Origin of the sequence: Methanobacterium veterum (assembly GCF_000745485.1) — an archaeon.
In the GTDB taxonomy this organism is placed as follows: Archaea; Methanobacteriota; Methanobacteria; order Methanobacteriales; family Methanobacteriaceae; genus Methanobacterium_D; species Methanobacterium_D veterum.
Window position 1 is genome coordinate 474,284 of sequence record NZ_JQJK01000008.1, and the last position, 19,982, is coordinate 494,265.

General features: G+C 34.3%; 18 protein-coding genes. 6 read left to right on the top strand and 12 right to left on the bottom strand.

Annotation, left to right across the window (positions count from 1 at the left end; all coding sequences use genetic code 11):
* Nucleotides 1-17: 17 nt before the first annotated feature.
* Both EJ01_RS02480 and EJ01_RS02485 read right to left on the bottom strand, forming a co-directional pair.
* Nucleotides 18-698, bottom strand: a complete 681-nt coding sequence (locus EJ01_RS02480) for a polymer-forming cytoskeletal protein (protein WP_048080337.1) — start codon at nucleotides 696-698, stop codon at nucleotides 18-20.
* A gap of 11 nt (nucleotides 699-709) precedes the next feature.
* Entirely contained in the window at nucleotides 710-1,333 is a 624-nt protein-coding gene (locus EJ01_RS02485) for a YhbD family protein (RefSeq protein ID WP_048080338.1), read from the bottom strand.
* A gap of 444 nt (nucleotides 1,334-1,777) precedes the next feature.
* On the opposite strand from EJ01_RS02485, the gene EJ01_RS02490 reads away from it, so the two are divergent.
* The 3 genes from EJ01_RS02490 to larE all read left to right on the top strand — a co-directional run bounded on the left by EJ01_RS02490 (nucleotide 1,778) and on the right by larE (nucleotide 4,457).
* The gene (locus EJ01_RS02490) at nucleotides 1,778-2,131 is read left to right on the top strand and encodes a hypothetical protein (RefSeq protein WP_048080339.1); all 354 of its coding nucleotides are present in this window, start codon (nucleotides 1,778-1,780) and stop codon (nucleotides 2,129-2,131) included.
* A gap of 335 nt (nucleotides 2,132-2,466) precedes the next feature.
* Nucleotides 2,467-3,117 (top strand): TfuA-related McrA-glycine thioamidation protein, encoded by a 651-nt coding sequence (locus tag EJ01_RS02495; RefSeq protein WP_269221189.1) that lies wholly within the window; start codon nucleotides 2,467-2,469, stop codon nucleotides 3,115-3,117.
* A 284-nt stretch (nucleotides 3,118-3,401) separates the two neighbouring features.
* The gene (gene larE, locus EJ01_RS02500; RefSeq protein ID WP_048080340.1) at nucleotides 3,402-4,457 is read left to right on the top strand and encodes an ATP-dependent sacrificial sulfur transferase LarE; all 1,056 of its coding nucleotides are present in this window, start codon (nucleotides 3,402-3,404) and stop codon (nucleotides 4,455-4,457) included.
* A 65-nt stretch (nucleotides 4,458-4,522) separates the two neighbouring features.
* Here larE and EJ01_RS02505 read toward each other — a convergent pair whose 3' ends face one another.
* The 10 genes from EJ01_RS02505 to rimI form a co-directional block, all read right to left on the bottom strand.
* Nucleotides 4,523-4,948 carry a hypothetical protein gene (locus EJ01_RS02505; protein WP_048080341.1) on the bottom strand — a complete coding sequence of 142 codons (426 nt, stop codon included), beginning with the start codon at nucleotides 4,946-4,948 and terminating at the stop codon, nucleotides 4,523-4,525.
* Nucleotide 4,949: 1 nt separating this feature from the next.
* Nucleotides 4,950-5,786, bottom strand: a complete 837-nt coding sequence (locus EJ01_RS02510) for a CBS domain-containing protein (RefSeq protein ID WP_048080342.1) — start codon at nucleotides 5,784-5,786, stop codon at nucleotides 4,950-4,952.
* A gap of 45 nt (nucleotides 5,787-5,831) precedes the next feature.
* Entirely contained in the window at nucleotides 5,832-6,281 is a 450-nt protein-coding gene (locus tag EJ01_RS02515) for a universal stress protein (protein ID WP_048080343.1), read from the bottom strand.
* A gap of 114 nt (nucleotides 6,282-6,395) precedes the next feature.
* Nucleotides 6,396-6,842 (bottom strand): universal stress protein, encoded by a 447-nt coding sequence (locus EJ01_RS02520; RefSeq protein ID WP_048080344.1) that lies wholly within the window; start codon nucleotides 6,840-6,842, stop codon nucleotides 6,396-6,398.
* Nucleotides 6,843-6,896: 54 nt separating this feature from the next.
* Complete coding sequence (locus EJ01_RS02525) at nucleotides 6,897-8,054, bottom strand: amidohydrolase family protein (RefSeq protein WP_048080345.1); 1,158 nt, start codon at nucleotides 8,052-8,054, stop codon at nucleotides 6,897-6,899.
* Nucleotides 8,055-8,227: 173 nt separating this feature from the next.
* A complete protein-coding gene (locus EJ01_RS02530) occupies nucleotides 8,228-9,157 on the bottom strand; it encodes a hypothetical protein (protein WP_052375760.1) in 930 nt (309 codons plus the stop codon).
* A gap of 167 nt (nucleotides 9,158-9,324) precedes the next feature.
* Nucleotides 9,325-10,398 (bottom strand): CARDB domain-containing protein, encoded by a 1,074-nt coding sequence (locus tag EJ01_RS02535; protein WP_052375762.1) that lies wholly within the window; start codon nucleotides 10,396-10,398, stop codon nucleotides 9,325-9,327.
* 236 nt (nucleotides 10,399-10,634) lie between these two features.
* Nucleotides 10,635-13,820: a carbamoyl-phosphate synthase large subunit gene (gene carB / locus EJ01_RS02540; RefSeq protein ID WP_048080346.1), complete on the bottom strand. Its 3,186-nt coding sequence runs from the start codon at nucleotides 13,818-13,820 to the stop codon at nucleotides 10,635-10,637.
* Nucleotides 13,821-13,951: 131 nt separating this feature from the next.
* A complete protein-coding gene (gene carA / locus EJ01_RS02545; RefSeq protein WP_048080347.1) occupies nucleotides 13,952-15,034 on the bottom strand; it encodes a glutamine-hydrolyzing carbamoyl-phosphate synthase small subunit in 1,083 nt (360 codons plus the stop codon).
* Between the two features lie 227 nt (nucleotides 15,035-15,261).
* Complete coding sequence (gene rimI, locus EJ01_RS02550) at nucleotides 15,262-15,702, bottom strand: ribosomal protein S18-alanine N-acetyltransferase (RefSeq protein ID WP_048080348.1); 441 nt, start codon at nucleotides 15,700-15,702, stop codon at nucleotides 15,262-15,264.
* 19 nt (nucleotides 15,703-15,721) lie between these two features.
* Between rimI and EJ01_RS02555 the strand changes: the two genes are divergently transcribed.
* The 3 genes from EJ01_RS02555 to cobK all read left to right on the top strand — a co-directional run bounded on the left by EJ01_RS02555 (nucleotide 15,722) and on the right by cobK (nucleotide 19,775).
* Entirely contained in the window at nucleotides 15,722-16,108 is a 387-nt protein-coding gene (locus tag EJ01_RS02555; RefSeq protein WP_048080349.1) for a UPF0146 family protein, read from the top strand.
* Between the two features lie 359 nt (nucleotides 16,109-16,467).
* Nucleotides 16,468-19,002: a calcium-transporting P-type ATPase, PMR1-type gene (locus EJ01_RS02560; protein WP_048080350.1), complete on the top strand. Its 2,535-nt coding sequence runs from the start codon at nucleotides 16,468-16,470 to the stop codon at nucleotides 19,000-19,002.
* A complete protein-coding gene (gene cobK, locus EJ01_RS02565) occupies nucleotides 18,999-19,775 on the top strand; it encodes a precorrin-6A reductase (protein WP_048080351.1) in 777 nt (258 codons plus the stop codon). The genes EJ01_RS02560 and cobK overlap by 4 nt, the downstream gene beginning before the upstream one ends.
* The last annotated feature ends 207 nt before the right edge of the window (nucleotides 19,776-19,982 follow it).

Sequence of the window (19,982 nt, forward strand, 5' to 3'; positions counted from 1 at the left end):
GAAAAGTATTATCATTATTATATCCTCCTGTGAGTACCAACCACAGTATTCTCATCCTGTTTGAAACTTTCATTGTATTCTACAAGTTCAATTTCACAGTCAGGCCCTAATTCTATGTTATTTCCCCTCACGACTTTGGCATGAGTATTCTCAAGGTAAACATCATCTCCTTCGATAACATCTGCATTAAGACCTTTATCATGCCCATGTGGCCAGATAAAGTTTTTTAGACCTCTTAATCCAAACCGGCCCATTTTTTTAACCGTGATTTTCTCACCACCAATTTCACGTGCCCGGGATGGCCCATGTAAATTGAGTTTTAATTCACCTGCGTTTAAAAGGCCTTCAACTGCAAACATGCCGTCTACACGGAATATTTCAGCGTTGCAGTCCCCCCCAATAGTGATATTCCCATAGGTTTCAGCATCTTCTACAGATAAATTCCCTTCAATATGTGTCATACCATTAACTTTAATTTTCTCAGATTCTAAATTCCCCTTTATTGAGCTGTTACCATTAATTTTAAAGGATTCTGCTTTTGTACTGCCTTTAACATTACCCTGTCCATTAATTCTCAGGTAAACACATTCCAGATCACCGTTTATACTTCCATTCCCATTTATAGTTACTGAGTTGTATTTACCCCCAGTTGAACTTCCATGACCATTGATTTTCAGGTCAGATATGCTCTTTTCCATAATAATCACCATTAAGCTATTTTTATTTTTAATTCCTCGATTAAGTCTGAAAGATTCATCCTTTCAATGATTTTCATGCTGTCTTCAAAATAAATATCACAAATATTTGAGACAAGACAGCAGCTTGAAATTCCAAGCTTACGCAGGAAAAGCAGTTCTCCACCTTTTCCCTTAAATTTAGGATATTCCTCTTCTAAAAGTTTTAATATTATTTCTCCCTCGTCAAAATTGATTTTTCCAGATTCAAACATTTTGTCCAAAATATATAAGTAAAGCATCTTTTCAAAGGCAAATTTCGCTACCTCTCCTCTCTTTTGGGTATAAAAATCAAGGGTAGTTTTTGAAACAATGTTCTTTTCCACTAATTTCTCACTTTCAAGCACGGTTTCCATTAAGTTTGGAGAAAGCATGTCAGCCAGATCATCCAGTGATACGTCTCCTTTCATGTTTTTTATCTTCTCAACCCTATCCAGTATCCTTTCTTTTGGAAAAAATGTCTCCTGGCCTGTAAATGTAGATTTCTTAATGAACCATTCTTCAGGTATGAGATTTTTCCTTTTCCAGCGGTAAAGCTGGCCGTAGGAAATTCCAGTTAATTCCAAAAGCTCTTTTTTGGATATTAAATCATCTTCCATACATAAATCACTTCCAATACGCTAGTTTCGCTAATAAAACATCTAAGATCATTATAAATCTGAAGTGACCATCAAATGATGAGGCAGTAAATATCATTTGATGGTTTCCTCACGTAACATAACATTGTTACGCTAACTATATAAACTTAACCTATTAACTAATGTCAACTTAGTGTCCAGGCCATTTGAACAGTACTACGATATGCACAACATCACCACATTTAGAAATTTATTACAGCTTTTTGAGGATTCACATCAATTTAAATCAGGAAAATCCAGGCAAAAATTGCTGAAATAAAACCTAAGCAATATACAGAAAAATTAGATTAATTTAGCTAGAAAATGGAAAACTGTAAAAAAAACTTTTCTTTAACCTCTTAAAACTCTTCCAATTTTTTTGTTAAAGTATATTTAGTATTAAATTAAATTAGAAGTAGTGGTTGGATGCTAGAATATGTAAATCATACAATAGAACAGAATATTGCATCAAAAGACATAAAAATTAAATATAAAGATACTAAACTCACTAAAGAGCAATATAATTATTTAAAAAACAGTTTAAACCTGTATATGTTCACTACAAATTATGAAAAATATCCAATGATACCATTATCTAAATATAATGAATATTACGAATCTTTAACAATAAATCTTATTATTAGTACCCCCTCTAGGTCTAGTTTTAACGATTCTGACGAATTAAACAGAATACTTGAAACCCATATAACTGGATTTCAAGAATTTTATGAAAAACAAAAAGAAGAGTTTAATCTCATAAATAGTAAAAAAGATAGATAAATCTCTTTATGGTGTTTTAAGCTATTTTTAGCTTATATTTTTTATATTCAATTTTTTATACTTTCTAATTTTAATATAAAATCAATTTCATTATTTTTAGATTAACTAACGCTATTTAATATTACATAGCCCCAATCTAGACATAAAATGCACACCAAATTAACAATCATCCCCAACATTTAAATAAATAAGTTTTTAATGCAATGCTAAAATTACCCAAAATTCAAGCATAAAAATATAATAATTGTGGAAGCATATCTATCAATACACACTTTTCAACCTTAAAATTGATTTCAAATTTAATTTAGAGCTAAAAGTCGCGAAGGAGACCAAAATTGCATTTAAACAAAAAGAATATCATAATCTTTCTCGGACCATCAATGAGTGCTGATGAAGCTTCCAAAATATTAGATGCCGATTATCGTCCCCCAATACAGAGAGGAGATGTAACAGCTGCATTGCAGGATAATCCCGACATAATTGGGATTATAGACGGTGTTTTTCACCAGCAGCCTGCAGTTTCCCACCGCGAAATATTAAATGCACTTAAAAAAGGAGTTAAAATTGTGGGCGGTGCGAGTATGGGTGCCCTTCGAGCATCGGAACTTGATGACTTTGGAATGGTTGGAATAGGTTATGTTTACAACCAGTATAAAAACGGCTTTATCGAATCAGATGATGATGTGGCTATTGTTATTAACCCCATAAATTTAGAACAGCTCTCAGATTCACTTGTCAGCATGGAATACAACTTCAAAAAGATGCTTGAGGAAGGAGTAATATCTGGAGAAGAATTTAACAGATTATTTAAAACTGCAAAATCTATCTTCTATCCAAAAAGAACCTATGATTTGGTTTTTAAGAATGCTGATATTGATGATAGTAAAGTTAAAGAAATTAAAAAGTCTTTAGATGATGAAGGAATTGATATTAAACGACAGGATGCAGTTGATGTTATAAAATACATTAAAAACATGACCGAATGAATAACAATTTCATAAGATGCAATTAATGTTATAATTAACATGAAAATTGAAAATAGCAGCATAAGATACAGTTGGATATTAAAATACATTAAAAACATGACCAACGAATAAAAATCCCATACAACTATGTTATTAAACATGAAAATTGAAAATAGCATTCATAAGATGCAATTAATGTTAAAATACATTAAAAACATGATAGACTAATAAAAATATTTTAACTCTAATTATATCTAATCAATATTTAACTAAATTTACACTTATCAAATTTTAAGGATGAGTTTATGGACCTTGAACAGAAAATAGAAAAAATAAAAGAATGCCTTAAAGATAAAGAAGTTATAATTGCTTTTTCAGGTGGTGCAGACAGCACACTTATTGCGAAAATAGCAAAAGACGTGTGTAAAGAAGCTGCAGCCGTAACAGTAGATAATGGAGTTCTTCCTCCAGACTGTATCAGCAACGCAACTGAAATTGCAAATGAAATTGGGATTCCCCACGAAGTGGTGAGGTACAATCTCCTGGAAAATGAAACTTTCAAATCTAATTTACCAAGCAGATGTTTTATCTGTAAAAATGAAATGTACAGCAAGTTACAGGATATAGCAAACGAGAAAGGGATTGACACCATAATTGATGGGACAAATATCAGTGATTTACTGGAAGACCGTCCAGGAATAATGGTCAATTATGAAAAAAATATAGTCAGCCCCCTCGTATATGCTGGTTTTACAGACGAAGATGTTAGAAAAACTCTTGAAAAGCTAAATATACATTATTCAACATCTACAACCTGTTTTGCAACCAGAATTTCCAGATACGGTGAGATAACTCCTAAAAAAATAAACAGGATAAGCTATGCTGAATCACTTATCAAAAACATGGTAAGAGACGGTCCTGTAAGGGTAAGGGACGACAATGATATTGCCAGGATCGAAGTTGGAAATGTCGAAAAACTATTAAACATGGGAATTTTAAATCATATAAACTCAGAATTAAAAGCCGTTGGTTTTAAACGTGTTGCATTAGATATTAGCGGTTATGGCGAGCCGGGAAAAGAATTAGTTGTTTATAAACCATGTAAAGATGAAGAAAATAAAATAATGTTTGAAACAGAACTGCCATATGAAGTAGATATTAAAAATACATGTTCAGAGCTTAAGAAACGTGGATCTACTAAATGTTCAGAGCAAATGGGAATAGTAATGCTTGAAATAGAGGGTAGGAATGTAACGGTATTTAAAACAGGTAAAATCGTTGCCAGACGTGTTGCAGATAAAGAAGATGCAGAAAAGATTTTAATTGATGTTCTGCCACGTATTAGAAGAAAATTGGAGTAAATATGGTTTTGAATAATTACTCCCTATTTTTTATACATTCAAATTTTTAACCATTTAAAATATAATTAAAAGTCTTTATGCACGCTTCCACTGGCCTTTCTTCTAGAACTGGTAAGTTTTTTCCAGAAGCCCCTTGTATCTTCACTTTCAAAGGAGATATACCTTCCAGTAACTTCAATTTCTACCCCATCAACGATCACACTATTTATAAATAATTCAATAGTTGATGCATCTTCTAAAAGGTCGTTTGCTTTGTAATCGTAGTCTATCACAAGATCATCGTAGTCATAAACATTTTTGATAGTGCTTCTAATTGCCTCTTCCATTAAATTAAATACTGTCTCAACTACTGGAACATTTGCCCACCAGCAGTATCCAAGGATTAATTTAAGTAGTATAGTTTTAACAGATACGTCACCATCAAGCTTGGAAACAACTTTGATATTTCCATTTCGTGATGTTATTTTGAGAGTAAGTAGTGATTCTGACATCTTAATCCTTAATTGATTTTATTAGGTCTGTAGCTCTTACAAGTCCTGTTAATTCTCCATCAACATCTATAACTGGTATCTGCTCAATATTATGATGCCTCATTTTATTGGCACACTCTGTTACAGTGGTTCTTGTGGTGGCTGTTACTAAATCAGCTGCGGAAACATCTTTAACTTCCTTATCAGAAAATTTAAGATGGTTTTTTATGACATACAGAACATTTGTACTGTCCCATGACCATTTATCTCCTTCAGTCCCTACAGATGTGTTATGGACTGTCCGTTCCGAGACAACCTCACTTTCATTTATAAAATCAGTTTCAGTGAGTATTCCAGACAATTTTCCATCTTTATTCAATGCAATTAACACTTTAAATCCAGAGTACCTCATCATTTCAAAAGCTACATTCAAAGGAGTTCTTTCCCATGTTGTAGGGATGTTTTGAAGCATATAATCTTTAACCGGTTCTTCAATACTTAATTTAGACAATGCATTTTGTATCAAGTCAAATGCAGTAACTAAACCAACTAATTCCCCATCATGAACAACTGGAACTCTTCTTATGTTGTTTTCTATCATTTTGATTGCAGCATCTTTAATATCATCATCTGGAGTAGTTGTTACCAGATTTCTAGTCATTATAAGAGCTATTTGTTCTTCATCTGGGTTATTTACAAGATCTGATCTTGTAACTAATCCAACAAGTGTCTTTGTTCCAGATTTTACAACAGGCAGCCCTGACACATTCTTTTCTCGCATTAATTCCAGAGCGTTCAAACGGTTCCCTGGAACCTGTATATAGTGTATATCCTCTGACATTACCTCTTTTACAAGCATTGTTACACCAACTAATAAAAATAACTACAAAACAGATATTCAAATTTAATGCACGACTAAAACAGGACACTGTGATGATCGTACCACGTTTTCAGTCACACTTCCAAGCAAAAATCGGTCTAATCCATGTTTTCCTGAAGTACCCATTACAATAAGGTCAACACCTTCTTCTTTCACAGTATTTATTATAATATCTGAAGGAGAGCCTTCTTTAGTACTAAGGGTCAATTTAACTTCTTTTTGACATTCGTCTTCAATTTTACTTTCCTTTAATATGTCAGAAATCTTCTCCAGTGATTTACGCCCTTCTTCTTTTAGCATCTCTTTAATCCGCACTATAAGATCCTCTGCAGGTAATCCGACAAGCGATGATGTCTCAATTACATTTAGAGCTATGAGTTCTGCGCCGTTTAATCTTGCAAGCCATATTGCATGTTTTGCAGCCTTGTTTGCATACTCAGAACCATCTGTGGGCAGTAAAATTTTTTTATACATGAATTCACCTCTTAAGATAATATATGACTTAATAATATATATTTTAATTGTACTGATTCAAATATTATATAAACTAGATTATTAATTTTTACTTAATTAAAAGCTGATTTAATATTAACGTATTACTAAAACCGGGCATGGTGCCGATCTCATAGTGTTTTCAGCTACACTTCCAAGCAAAAATCTGTTAACACCATGTCTTCCCGCAGTGCCCATTACCACAAGATCTATATCTTCTTCATCTATAGTTTTGAGTATTTTATCTGCAGGAGACCCTTCCTTAAACTTCAAATCCAATTTAACATCCTTCTGACATTTTCCGCCATCCATAATTCCGGTCAGCATGCCAGAATACTCGTCAAAAACCCTTTGTACGTCCTGCTCTAATTCTTTTTTTAGTTCAGTTTTATTAACTGATCTAATTCCACTAAATCTAGGGGTTTCAACCACATATAAAACCAGTATCTCTGCACCGCTTCTACTTCCTATTTGAAAAGCTTGTTCTGCAGCCCTTTTTGCATTTTCAGAACCGTCTGTAGGCAGTAAAATTTTTTCATACATTAATCCACCTCTCACATTTTCTAAATAATAGGTCTATGCTGTAAAATGCCCAAATTAATTAATATATACAATATTGCCTTCTGTGATTAAACCAACTATATCTTTCGGTTCTGTTCTGTTAATAAGAGATAGTATTGAATTACCTGAAAATTCTTTTACAATGATAATATCTGCAGTACTTTCTTCTTTTATACATCCTGTATCTAAACCAAAGGCATTTGCAGCGTTTACTGTCGCCATCTTAAATATTTCTGCGGGAGAAAAATATTCTCGGTAATAGCCACGAGTTACTTTCAAGGCATATTCCATTTCCCTCAACATATTAGGGGAATTAAACATTATATTATCTGTTCCAAGAAGTACATTTATTTTATGTTTAAGCATGTCACTTAGTGGTGGAATTCCAACAGAAAGTGTTCCATTTGATCGAGGGCATGAGACCACTGAACTACCGCTGTCACCTATCAATTTTAAATCACCCCTAACAGGAGATGTAACATGAATTAAAGTATTTAAATCTGCTTCAACAGCCCTTTGAACTTCACTCTTTCCAGTTGCTTTAATAGAATCCTCCTGCAGTTTTTCATATTCTGCAGTATGTATTGCAGAGATTTTTCCATGTTTTTCACATATTTTAGCAATTAAAGCCACCACTTCATCCCTTATTTCTCCAAATCCGCTTAAACCTATACCATCACATGATTTAAGGAGATTCTTAGTGATGCTTTTAATTTCTCCCTTTCCCACATCAGGATCAAAAAATGAGTTATCCCTTCCAAGAACTATTTTTCGTATTTGAATATCTTCAGAGGCTTCTTCTAGTAAAAGTATCCCCTCAAGTCCACCTTCTCTAAAATCAACGAAAGTCGAAGTACCGCTTGCAAGCATATCATTCATAGATCGCTTCATGGAATTTATGATTTCTTCAGGTTTTGATTCTTCAAGTATCCTATGTTTAAGGCCGTTTGGTGGTTTAACAATTTCAGCTATAGTTTTTCCATCCCCAACATCACATGCTATAGAATCGCCGATATGCACATGAGAATTAATAAATGCAGGGGCCACAATACATCCCTTTGCATCGATCTTTTTGCCATTTTTGACTTTATCTTTAGTAATTTCAACTATTTTATCATCTTCAATTACCACATTTGCCTTAATGGCACCCATGCCTTCTCCATATAGTACTTTGCCATTTTCAATTGTTATCATGTGAATCATTATTTTGTCTTGTATCTATAAATTGAAATTTTAAATTAATTTATTATCTTTTAGTTTAAGTATAAAAATTTGAATTATAAATTAATTATTTGGATTTAAGATAATAACAAAATTAAACTATAATAAAAAATATTTTAAAAAAATTCAAGTTCAAACAAATTTTTTTAAGGATTCTTTGTAACAACTGAAGAATATTTACTTAATAGCCTTAAAAAATGTTCCAAATTGACTTTAAAGGTTACATATAAATAATTCCATGAACTGTAGACATTCGTTTTTATGATATCCCAATCCACATTACCAAATACATTTCCTGCTACATTACTATCATACCATTTTTCAGCTGCAGCATCGTTGTAAGGAGTAGTCTGAGCAGCGGTTGGGAATTTACCATTCCAGTCGCCAACAAAAGCAGCTATTCCATGCTCATTCCGCCACACCAGGGTGCCGTTGTAACTTGTACTTTTTGTTATCTTTTCAAAGTTCTTATTGTTGGCATCAGCAAAGCTTGTTGCCCCACCTAAAAAATCATAGATTATTTCTGCCCCGCTCCAGCCAGTGGCATAATAATTTGCCCCCGCACCTGTAAACATCCTTGCAAAGTTGTAAACAGTTGCAGTAGGGTTTGCAACCTCCTTATTTTCAACCCATCCATCGGAAAAACATGCATGCAGCAGTATTACAGGAATGTTCTTTTTAAATGGCGCTTTAAATGTTTTTTGTCCTAATCCCATGCTCATTTGGCTCCCCACGCCCCATACAAAACCGTCAGATCCAATAAGTGCAAAGGGAGGGCTTGCAGTTCCGCCATTTTGATCATAATTTCCAGACTCATAGCCTCCATGCCCTTCATAGATCACAGCGTCAGCTTTATACATTCCTTTTATAATGTTTTTAGTGGTTGCATTCTTCCCATAAATCCATAAAACATGATATCCTTTATTTTTTAAAGTTTTAGCTATTTTTGAGGCTTCATTATAGTTATTTGAATCTGAAACAATAAGTACATGAGCTTCAGCTGCGGGTAAAAAAATGAAAATACATACCATCATCACTATAGCCACTTTCAACAGATTTTTTGAATTTCCATACAATTTTTAATCCCCAATATAAAAAATTTAATTTTTATTCACCATTATCCTTCAGAGCACCTGCAAATGTTATCTACTATACTTTATTTTAGTTAATACTATAAAACTATTATTTAATAAAACACTGAAAAATTAAAAATATAATAGTTAACCCTAAGGTTTAAACTATTTTAAAAAGTTTTCACATTATTATTCCCATTTGACTCCAAAACAGTATTATAATAATCAGTGCTAACTGTACCATGCGTGTATGTAAAACTAACTTGGTAGATTTTGCTTTCTCCAGGTTTAAGAGCATATGTATAAATATCTTTGTAGTAACTATTGTATGATACCCTTGTGTAACAAGCTCCAGAAATGGCTGTTCCCTGGTTTTTAACAGTTACATACAGGTAACCTCCAGATTTATAAGCACTTGTTACTGTAAGATCTGGCCTGGCACTGCTAGTTGTACTTATTACATAACTGTTATACCACTTTTCAGCAGCAGAATCGTTGTAAGCTGTAGTTTGAGCAGCAGTTGGAAATTTACTGCTCCAGTTACCAACGAAAGCAGACATTCCATGGTCATTTCGCCATACTTGAATGCCATTGTAGGTTGCATATTTTGTTATTCTTTCATAGTTTTTACTGTTAGCATCAGAGAAGCTTGTTGCACCGTTCAAGAAATCATATACTATTTCTGCTCCGTTCCAGCCAGTAGCATAATAATTTGCCCCTGCGCCGTTGAACATCTTCGCAAAGTTATAAATTGTTTCAGTTGGGTTTGCAACTTCTTTATCTTCAGCCCATCCAGTTGAAAAACATGTATGCAGCAAAATCACTGGAATGTTCTTTTTAAATGGGGCTGTAAACAGTTTTCCATTTGATCCTAGACGCATTTGGCCCCCTATACCCCATATAAAATTATTATCTGTGCCAACAAGCGCGAACGGAGCTTTTGCTGTTCCACCATTTCCATCATAATTACCAGACTGATAACCCCCATGCCCTGCATAAATTACGGCATCTGCGTTGTACATTCCTTTTATAATTTTTTTAGTTGTGGCGTTTTCTTTATAAAGCTCTAAAACCTTATACCCTTTATCTTTTAAAACTTTACCTACTTTTGAAGCTTCATCATAATTATTTGAATCCCCTATGATCAAAATATGGGCCTCAGCTGAGGGTACAAATGCAAAAATACTTGCAAAAAAAGTTACTGCTAAAGCCGTGCTTAATAGTTTCTTTGGAATTTTATGCAATTTCTGTGCCTCCAAATTTCTTTATATAAAATAAAGAAATTGATATTCACCTACTACTCTGTATTAATTTCCGTGACTTACGGCACATATTACTAAAATAAAGTTGTATATAATCCCTTTTATCAAAATAATACTATAAATTCATGAGTTAAGATATAATAATTTTAAAATTAAAATATTAAAAAAAGAATTTGAGGATCCAAAAATAAAATATTTGAAGATGGTTTAAAAGTAAATTAACTTACAAGATGATGGTATTCATTCAATGATTTTACCCCTATTTCATCGCCTTTAACCTTTTCAATGGCAGTAAGTGCGGCACGAGCTCCCGCAAGTGTTGTAACATATGGTATTCCAAGTTCAATTGCCATTCGCCTTATGAAATAGCCGTCATCTGCAGACTGCTTACCAGAAGGAGTATTTATTATAAGATCTATTTCACCATTTACCATTGCTTCTTTTATATTTGGAGAACCCTGGCTGATTTTTTTAATTCTTCCAATCTTTACATGGTCTTCAACTGCTTTTGCAGTTCCTCTTGTTGCTACAAGCTCAAAACCAAGTTCTTCTGCTTTTTGAACTATGTCAAGGATTTTAGTTTTATCAGCATCTTTTACACTTATAAACAGTTTACCTTCGGTTGGAAGTTCCATACCTGCTGAAAGCTGAGATTTATAGTATGAAACACCAAAGTTCTCATCAATTCCCATGCTTTCCCCGGTTGACTTCATTTCAGGCCCAAGTATTGCATCAGATTCTGGAAGTTTGATAAATGGAAATACAGACTCTTTAACAGCCACATGGTCAATTTTGACCATATCTACAAGACCTAAATCTTTAAGTTTACAACCAACCATCAGTTTAGCCGCTATTTTTGCAATTGGCACTCCAACAGCCTTACTGACAAATGGAACGGTTCGGCTTGCACGTGGATTTGCCTCCAAAATATAAACTTTAGGATTTCCATCATCTTTTACCGCATACTGGATATTCATAAGCCCAACTACATCCAGTTCAAGTGCGAGTTTCCTTGTGTAATCTTTAATGGTTTCTATGACCTCATCAGGAATAGTTTGTGGCGGTATAACACATGCTGAATCTCCAGAGTGTACTCCGGCTTCTTCTATGTGTTCCATTATTCCGCCGATGAATACATCTTCGCCGTCGCACAGGGCGTCCACATCCACTTCAATTGCATCTTCAAGGAATTTATCTACAAGGATAGGATGTTCTGGCGAAATTTTTACAGCTTCTTTCATGTATTCTTCAAGTTCGGTGTTATCGTAAACTATTTCCATAGCTCGCCCACCCAGTACGTATGACGGACGGACCAGTACAGGGAACCCTATTCTCTCTGCAGCAGCTTTAGCATCTTCAAATGAATGAGCAATACCAAAATCTGCCTGTGGAATTCCAAGGCGATCTAAAACCTTTGTAAATTGTTCACGGTCCTCTACACGATCTATACTTTCATAAGGAGTACCTAATATTCTTACTCCTTCCTCTGCAAGAGGTACAGCAAGATTAATAGATGTCTGACCACCAAACTGTACAACTACCCCATAAGGATTTTCCTTATTGACGATATTCATAACGTCTTCTAAAGTAAGGGGTTCAAAATAAAGTTTATTTGAAATATCATAATCAGTACTGACTGTTTCAGGGTTGTTATTTACAACTATAGTTTCTATTCCTTCATCTTTAAGTGCCATTGCACCATGTACACAGCAATAATCAAATTCTATACCTTGCCCAATTCGTATAGGTCCAGCACCGAGTATAATAACTTTTTTATTATCTGAAACATCTACTTCATCGAACTGCTCATAAGTACCATAATAATAAGGAGTTTTTGCCTCAAATTCAGCAGCACATGTATCAACCATTTTATAGGTTGGGATGATTCCATTTTCTTTCCTTAAAGTCATTATCTGTTTTTCATGCATTCCAGTAATTTGAGAAAGTTTTTTATCTGAAAAACCCATTCTTTTTGCTTTTTTCAGCAAAAATGGATCAGAAATAGTGTCTTTGTTTAATTCTTTTTCAAAATTAATGATATTTAATATTTTATAAAGGAAAAATTCGTCAATTTTAGTGATCTTCTTTATCTCTTCAATGCTTACGCCGGATTTAAGAGCCGCATACACCTGAAATATCCGTTTATCAGTAGCATTTTCAAGTGAATCCTCATTGAATTCCACATCGTCGAATCCATATCGCCCAATATCAAGAGATCTTATGGCTTTATGGAGAGACTCCTCAATTGTTCGCCCTATTGCCATAACTTCCCCAGTAGACTTCATCTGGATTCCAATCTGCCGGTTTATACCTTTGAATTTATCAAAGGGCCATCGGGGTATTTTAGCAACAACATAATCAATAGAAGGTTCAAAAGAAGCAGGTGTCTCCTTAGTAATATCGTTTCTGATTTCATCAAGGGTCATTCCAATGGCAATTTTAGAAGATATCTTAGCTATAGGATATCCAGTTGCCTTGGAAGCCAATGCACTGCTTCTACTTACCCTAGGATTCACTTCAATTACTTTATATTCACCAGTTACAGGATGTACAGCAAACTGTATATTACATCCTCCCTGAATTTTCAGAGCCCTTATTATTTTGATGGATGCATTTCTAAGTCTCTGGTTGTCGTCGTCACTTAAAGTCTGTGAAGGAGCGACAACAATACTTTCCCCAGTGTGTATCCCCATAGGGTCAATGTTTTCCATGTTACACACAATTATGCATGTATCGTTTTTATCACGCATAACTTCATATTCAAATTCTTTCCAGCCCATTACGGATTGATCAATGAGCACCTGACCAATATAACTCATATCGAGCCCACGGGATGCGACTTCCCGTAATTCCTCTTCATTATGAGCTACTCCACCACCAGTACCTCCAAGAGTAAATGCAGGCCTGACAATAACAGGGTATCCAATCTCTTCAACTGCTTTTAATGCCCCTTCCAGTGTATCTACAGCTCTTGCTTTTGGTACAGGTTCATTGAGTTTTTTCATAAATTCATCGAAAAGTTCACGATCTTCTACATTTCGTATGGTTTCTACTGATGAACCTATTACCTTAACACCTTTAAGAGCACCTATTTCTTCAAGTCCAGTTGCGACATTTAAACCTGTCTGTCCACCCATTGTTGGTAAAATTGCATCTGGTTTTTCTTTTTCTATGATTTTTGCAACAATTTCTGGAGTTAGTGGTTCAACATACACCCTATCGGCCATATCTACATCTGTTTGAATTGTTGCAGGATTGCTATTTACAAGTACAGTTTCAATTCCCTCTGCCCGGAGGGATTCACACGCTTGAGAGCCAGAGTAATCAAATTCGGCTGCTTGACCTATTTGAATTGGCCCTGATCCAATGATAAGAACTTTTTTTATGTCATGATCCTTCGGCATCTTTATCCCCGTTATTTTGTAACTTATTATTTTTGTGAGTTTAAATCCATTGAACTATGTTTTTATCTTTATTAAATTTTTTTCAAATTGGCAGTCTTTTTTCTCTTAAAGTACTCCCAATGATGATTTTATTAATATTCTTTTATTGTTTTAATGAACCTATCAAATGTATAATCTGTATCGTGAGGTCCAGGACCTGCTTCGGGATGGTACTGTACACTTGAAACTGAAAGTTCCTCATGTTCAATTCCTTCAGGCGTACCATCGTTTAGATTCACTTGAGTCATTTTAAGAGGGGTTTTTTCAATCGATTCTGGATCAAGTGTAAACCCATGATTTTGAGAAGTTATAGAAACTTTATCAGTTCGTAGATCCATTATTGGTTGATTTATTCCCCTGTGACCAAACTTCATCTTGTATATCTTGGCCCCAAATGCAAGACCTATTATCTGCTGTCCAAGACATATTCCAAAAACAGGAAGTCTTTCAGACAATTTTCTTACATTTTCTATAGCATCTTTTACCCTTGTGGGGTCTCCAGGGCCGCTTGATACAAGTATTCCATCTGGGTCGTAATCAAGAACTTCTTTATAATCAGTTTTATACGGTAAAACAACTACTCCAGTTTCTCTTTTGAGTAATGCATTTATACTGTTATTTTTTATTCCACAGTCAACAATAGCTACCCTTCTTTTGAAACCTTCCCCATAAATTACAGGCTTGTCCACACAAACCTGATCTACAAGATCTATTTCTTCTATATCTGGTTGATGGTTTGCAATATCCAGCAGTTCAGCATCAGATATGTCTTCAGTTGTAAGTGCTCCTTTCATGGTTCCGTGTTCTCTGATCTTTATTGTAAGTGCTCTTGTGTCAACTCCACTTATTCCTGGAATTTTATAGTCGCTTAAAAATTCTGAAAGGCTTTTTTGGGAGTGGCTGTGTGATGGATGCTGGCTTTCATCCCTTACTATGAATCCTTCTGCCTTTATTCCATTTGATTGGAACCACTCGTCAGAGATTCCATAATTTCCCTGAAGAGGATAAGTATTCATTAGTATTTGACCTTTATATGAGGGATCTGTAAGTGATTCTACATATCCAGTCATTCCTGTAGCAAAAACTACTTCCCCAGTTTTTGTAGTTTCAAAACCAAAACTTTCTCCTTTAAATATTGTTCCGTCTTCCAAAGCTAATTTTGCTTCCCTTACCATTTAATCACCGTATAATCGTGAATCAGTTTAATAGCTTAAATTAATTTAATTAAAAAATTGAACTTTAATTTAGTAGTTATCTTTATCACATTTGATCTTCTACTATTATAGTTTTATGTAGTTTTCTAGAATTAAATATTGAAAAATTATTTCGTAACCTTCAAAAATTATAGGGTTTTGAAAGTTTTTGTATGTTTGAAAATCAGAGAGTTTCAACCGCAAAAATTCTAAGAATTTTGAACGGCTTTTTTCATGATTACGGCATCTTCACCGTCCTCATAATAACCTTCACAGATTTTACTTTCCTTAAAACCTAATTTAGTGTAGAATTTTCTTGCTCCCCTATTTCCAACTCTAACTTCTAGTTTAATTTCTCTTACATTGCATTTTTTGAAGATATCTACAGCATAGCTTACAAGTTCTGCACCTACACCTTTTCTTCTGTAATTTTTATCCACTGCAATTGAAATTATATGACCTTCATCTTCATATCTGATCCAAAATATAATATATCCCACAACAATATTATCTTGTTGGGCAACTAAAAATCCTGCCCCTAAATTATAAATATCTATAATAATACTTGCTGGATAAGGATCCTTAAATGATTCCATTTCAATTTCAAGGACTCTTTTAATATCTGGACGTTTAAATTCTCTTATTATCATGAATATCTCCGTGGTAGAAATGTGGAAAGATTTTGCTCAGTATATCATTAACAATTATAGTAACGCAGAGAAGATAGTCGAAGTAGGTGCTGGAAAGTTCCATAAAGTTGCCTCGATTCTGGAAGAAAACCTCAACTCATCTATTGTCATGACAGATATTAAACCTTCTCATGGGAAAATAATCAAAGATAATATTTGTAATCCTGACTTAAAAATATATGGTGGATCATCTCTTATTTATTCTATAAGGCCCCAGCCAGAATTGATGCCCCACCTTATTGTAGTTGCAGAAAAAATTGGTGCCGACCTTATAATAAAACCATTTTCTACAGACTTGGTAAATTCCAGCAAAATGAAACTTATAAATTATAAAAGGGCAACTTTTTACAAGGCATCTTATAAATAATAGTCCTTAAAAACGTGATTCCTGCTAAAATTAAATTATTATTTATTTTTCAACATAATATACTCTAAAAACATAATGTTAATCTTTAAAAATTGAAAATGATTTTTAAAATGCATTTTTTAAACAGCATAATGCTATTGGAAAATTATTCATAGTTAATAGTAGTATACATAATTCTTGATCAAATGAGAGAATTTAATTAATTATATATTAGGTTAATTACTATAAAGATTGAAGAACGGTTATAAAAAATATAAAATTTGAACCATAATATAACCTTAAATGTCTTAAAACTATTTTTTTACAAACTATTAATAATAAATTTATGTTAATATATCATTTTACAAAGATGTGTTACAATGAAATGGCAAAAGTCAAGTGTAGATGAAACGTTGAAGACGCTCAATTCAGATGCAAATAAAGGTTTAGCTGAGGAAGAAGCTAAAAAACGTAACCTTAAATTTGGACTGAATGAACTAGTCGAAAAAGAGAAACCTGGCCCAATACGTCTTTTTTTAGGGCAGTTTAAAGAAATACTTATAGTTATACTTATATTTGCAGCTATAGCTGCATATTATGTAGGAGATGCAATTGATGCGATTGTTATCCTGATTGTTGTTGTAATAAATGCAGTTGTTGGATTTATACAGGAATATAGGGCCGAAAAAGCCATGGAAAAGCTTAAAGGTCTTATTTCTAATGAAGCAGTCGTTATCAGGGATGGGAAAAAACAAAAAATACCTGCCAAAAATTTAACGCCAGGAGATATTGTTGTTATAGAAGAAGGAGACAACATTCCTGCAGATTTAAGGTTAATACAAAGTTTTGATTTAAGAGTAGACGAATCAGCGCTTACTGGAGAATCAGTCCCTGCTAAAAAACACTCCGAAATTGTTGAAGTTGAAGAAGAAACCGGTAATTTAGTCTTTATGGATACTGATGTGTCTTTAGGTAGAGGAAAGGGTGTTGTAGTTGCAGTTGGTATGGAAACTGAAATCGGGAAAATAGCAGAATTAATACAGGAAGAAGATGAGGACACCCCACTACATCAAAAAATAGGACGCCTTGGAAGGAATTTAGGAATTCTCGCGCTGGTAGTCTGTTCAGTGGTATTTGTTTTACAGTACCTGCAGGGACTTCCAATAATTGATACATTTTTAACAGCGATTTCTTTAGCAGTTGCAGCGGTTCCAGAAGGCCTTCCTGCAATTTTAACACTTACACTTGCTCTTGGAATGCAGAGGATGGCAAAAAGCAATGCAATTGTTAGAAAACTCCTTGCAGTTGAAACTTTAGGGTCATGTAATGTCATATGTACCGATAAAACTGGTACACTTACCAAAAATAAGATGACAGTGAGGGAAACACGCATAACTGCCCCTGAAAAAGCCTTTGAAATTTCTGCATTGTGTAACAATGCGGTCTTAAATGAAGGCAAGCTCATAGGCGACCCTACTGATGGGGCAATATTAGCCTATGCTGAAGAAAATGGGTATACGAGGTCTGAACTTGAAAAAATACATCCAAGACTGCTTGAAATCCCGCTTGACAGCGTTAGAAAACGGATGACAACTGTGAATGATTTCAATGGAACCAATTATGTCCTGGTCAAAGGAGCTCCCGAAATCGTTTTGGACAAATGTATGTGGATTGAAAAAGATGCACGACCTCAAAAACTTGCCAAACAAGATAAAGATATCATATTAAATGATCTAAAGGACATGACCGGTAAGGCCCTCCGTGTTTTAGCTCTTGCATACAAAAAACTAACACCTGCAGAACAAGATCTGGATAGTATTGATAAAGATAAATTAGAAGAGAACCTTGTTTTCGTTGGTTTAGTTGGAATGATGGACCCACCACGACAGGAAGCTAAAGAAGCAGTTGCAACCTGTATGAAAGCAGGAATTAGAGTTGTAATGATAACAGGAGACCATGAAGACACTGCCGCCGCCATAGGGAAAGAAATTGGAATTCTTACAGAGGGTAAAGTTCTTACAGGTTCAGAGCTTGATAAACTCAGTGATGCCGAATTCAAAGATATGGTTGATGATATACAGGTTTATGCAAGGGTTTTCCCTGAACAAAAAGTTAGAATTGTAGAAGCCCTTAAAGAAAAAGGCAACATCACATCAATGACTGGAGACGGTGTAAACGATGCCCCTGCTCTTAAAAGGGCAGCCATTGGAGTTGCCATGGGAAGCGGTACTGATGTCGCTAAAGAGTCCGCAGATATGCTTTTACAGGACGATAACTTTGCCACTATTGTTAAAGCCGTTAAAGAAGGACGTATAATATTTGATAACATCAGAAGATTTGTCAGGTTCCAGCTTTCAACCAACATAGGAGCCATACTCACCATTACTTCTGCATCGATCCTGAGCCTTCCAGTTCCATTTAACCCCATTCAGGTTTTATGGATAAATATTATCATGGACGGCCCACCAGCGCAATCCCTTGGAGTTGAGCCTCCTGAAAAGAATGTTATGGAACGTGCCCCACTAAAAGAAGAGATAATACCTCGGAAAAACTTGCTTAAAATAGCCATTGCAGGAGTTGTAATGACTGTAGGAACACTGGTACTCTACTATTTAGAGCTTGTAAATGGGGCAGGTACTTTAAAAGCTACAACAATAGCATTTACTGTGTTTGTTATGTTCCAGATATTTAACGTGTTTAACTGCAGGGCAGAGAAGTTCTCAAACTTCTCAAACAAGTTCCTGGTTGTAGCAATTGGACTGTCATTCTTACTGCAGCTAGCCGTTATATACATTCCATTCCTACAGGGCGTATTTAGAACAACTGCACTGTCACTTATTGACTGGGCTGCAATTTTAATAGTTGCCTGCTTAATTTTCGTAAGCGACTGGCTAGTTGAGAGGTTTATGAAATGAATGTAATGGTAATGGCAGGTACAAAAGATGCTGCAAATATAATAAAAACGTTAAGCAGCATAGAAAAGTTCAAAATACTTGCCACAACCACTACTTCTTATGGTGCAGATATTGCAAAAGCTGCAGGTGCAGATGAAGTAATTTCTAAAGGGCTTACACTAGACGAGCTGGTAGAAGTAATTGAAACAAACAACATATCTATTTTAATAGATGCTACTCACCCATTTGCTGCAATTGCAACATATAATGCCATAAAATCTTCAAATATAACTGGAACTAAATATTTAAGGTTTGAAAGGCCTTTAGAAGATTTAAAAGAAAATGGTTTGATTCATGAAGTATCCTCATTTGAAGAAGCTGCATTAAAATCCAAAGAACTGACTAAAGGCAGAGTTCTGCACCTTGCAGGGGTTTCAACATTGAAACCCATAATCGAAAAAATTGATTCTTCAAGATTATTTGCAAGGGTACTTCCATCAGTCAATTCTATCCAGAAATGCATTGACCTGGGAATAAAACAGGAAAATATAATAGCAATGCAAGGTGTATTCTCAAAAAAATTCAACAAAACATTATTTGAGGAATATAACATATCCCTCATCATAACAAAAGAAAGTGGAGAAACTGGCGGGACTTTATCAAAAATAAGTGCTGCTGTTGAATTTGGGATTGATATAGTGCTGGTTACTCGCCCAAAAGTTGCAGAACTTGAAAATAAAGATATTTTCACAGATCTAGATGAAATAGTTGATTTCATATTAAAAATTACATAAAATCATCATTTAAACTCTTTAGAAACACTTTAATAATTCTAACTTTATTTTTTAAGTTATTTCTAGCCTTATTTCTAAATTAACTATTTTTAACATTAGCTGCCCCACATTAGGACTACTTAACATATTTGAAATATGATATGCTAATCACAGCTATACCAAAAGGTAGTTAATATATATGGCATATGTTCAAATAAGATCAACTCC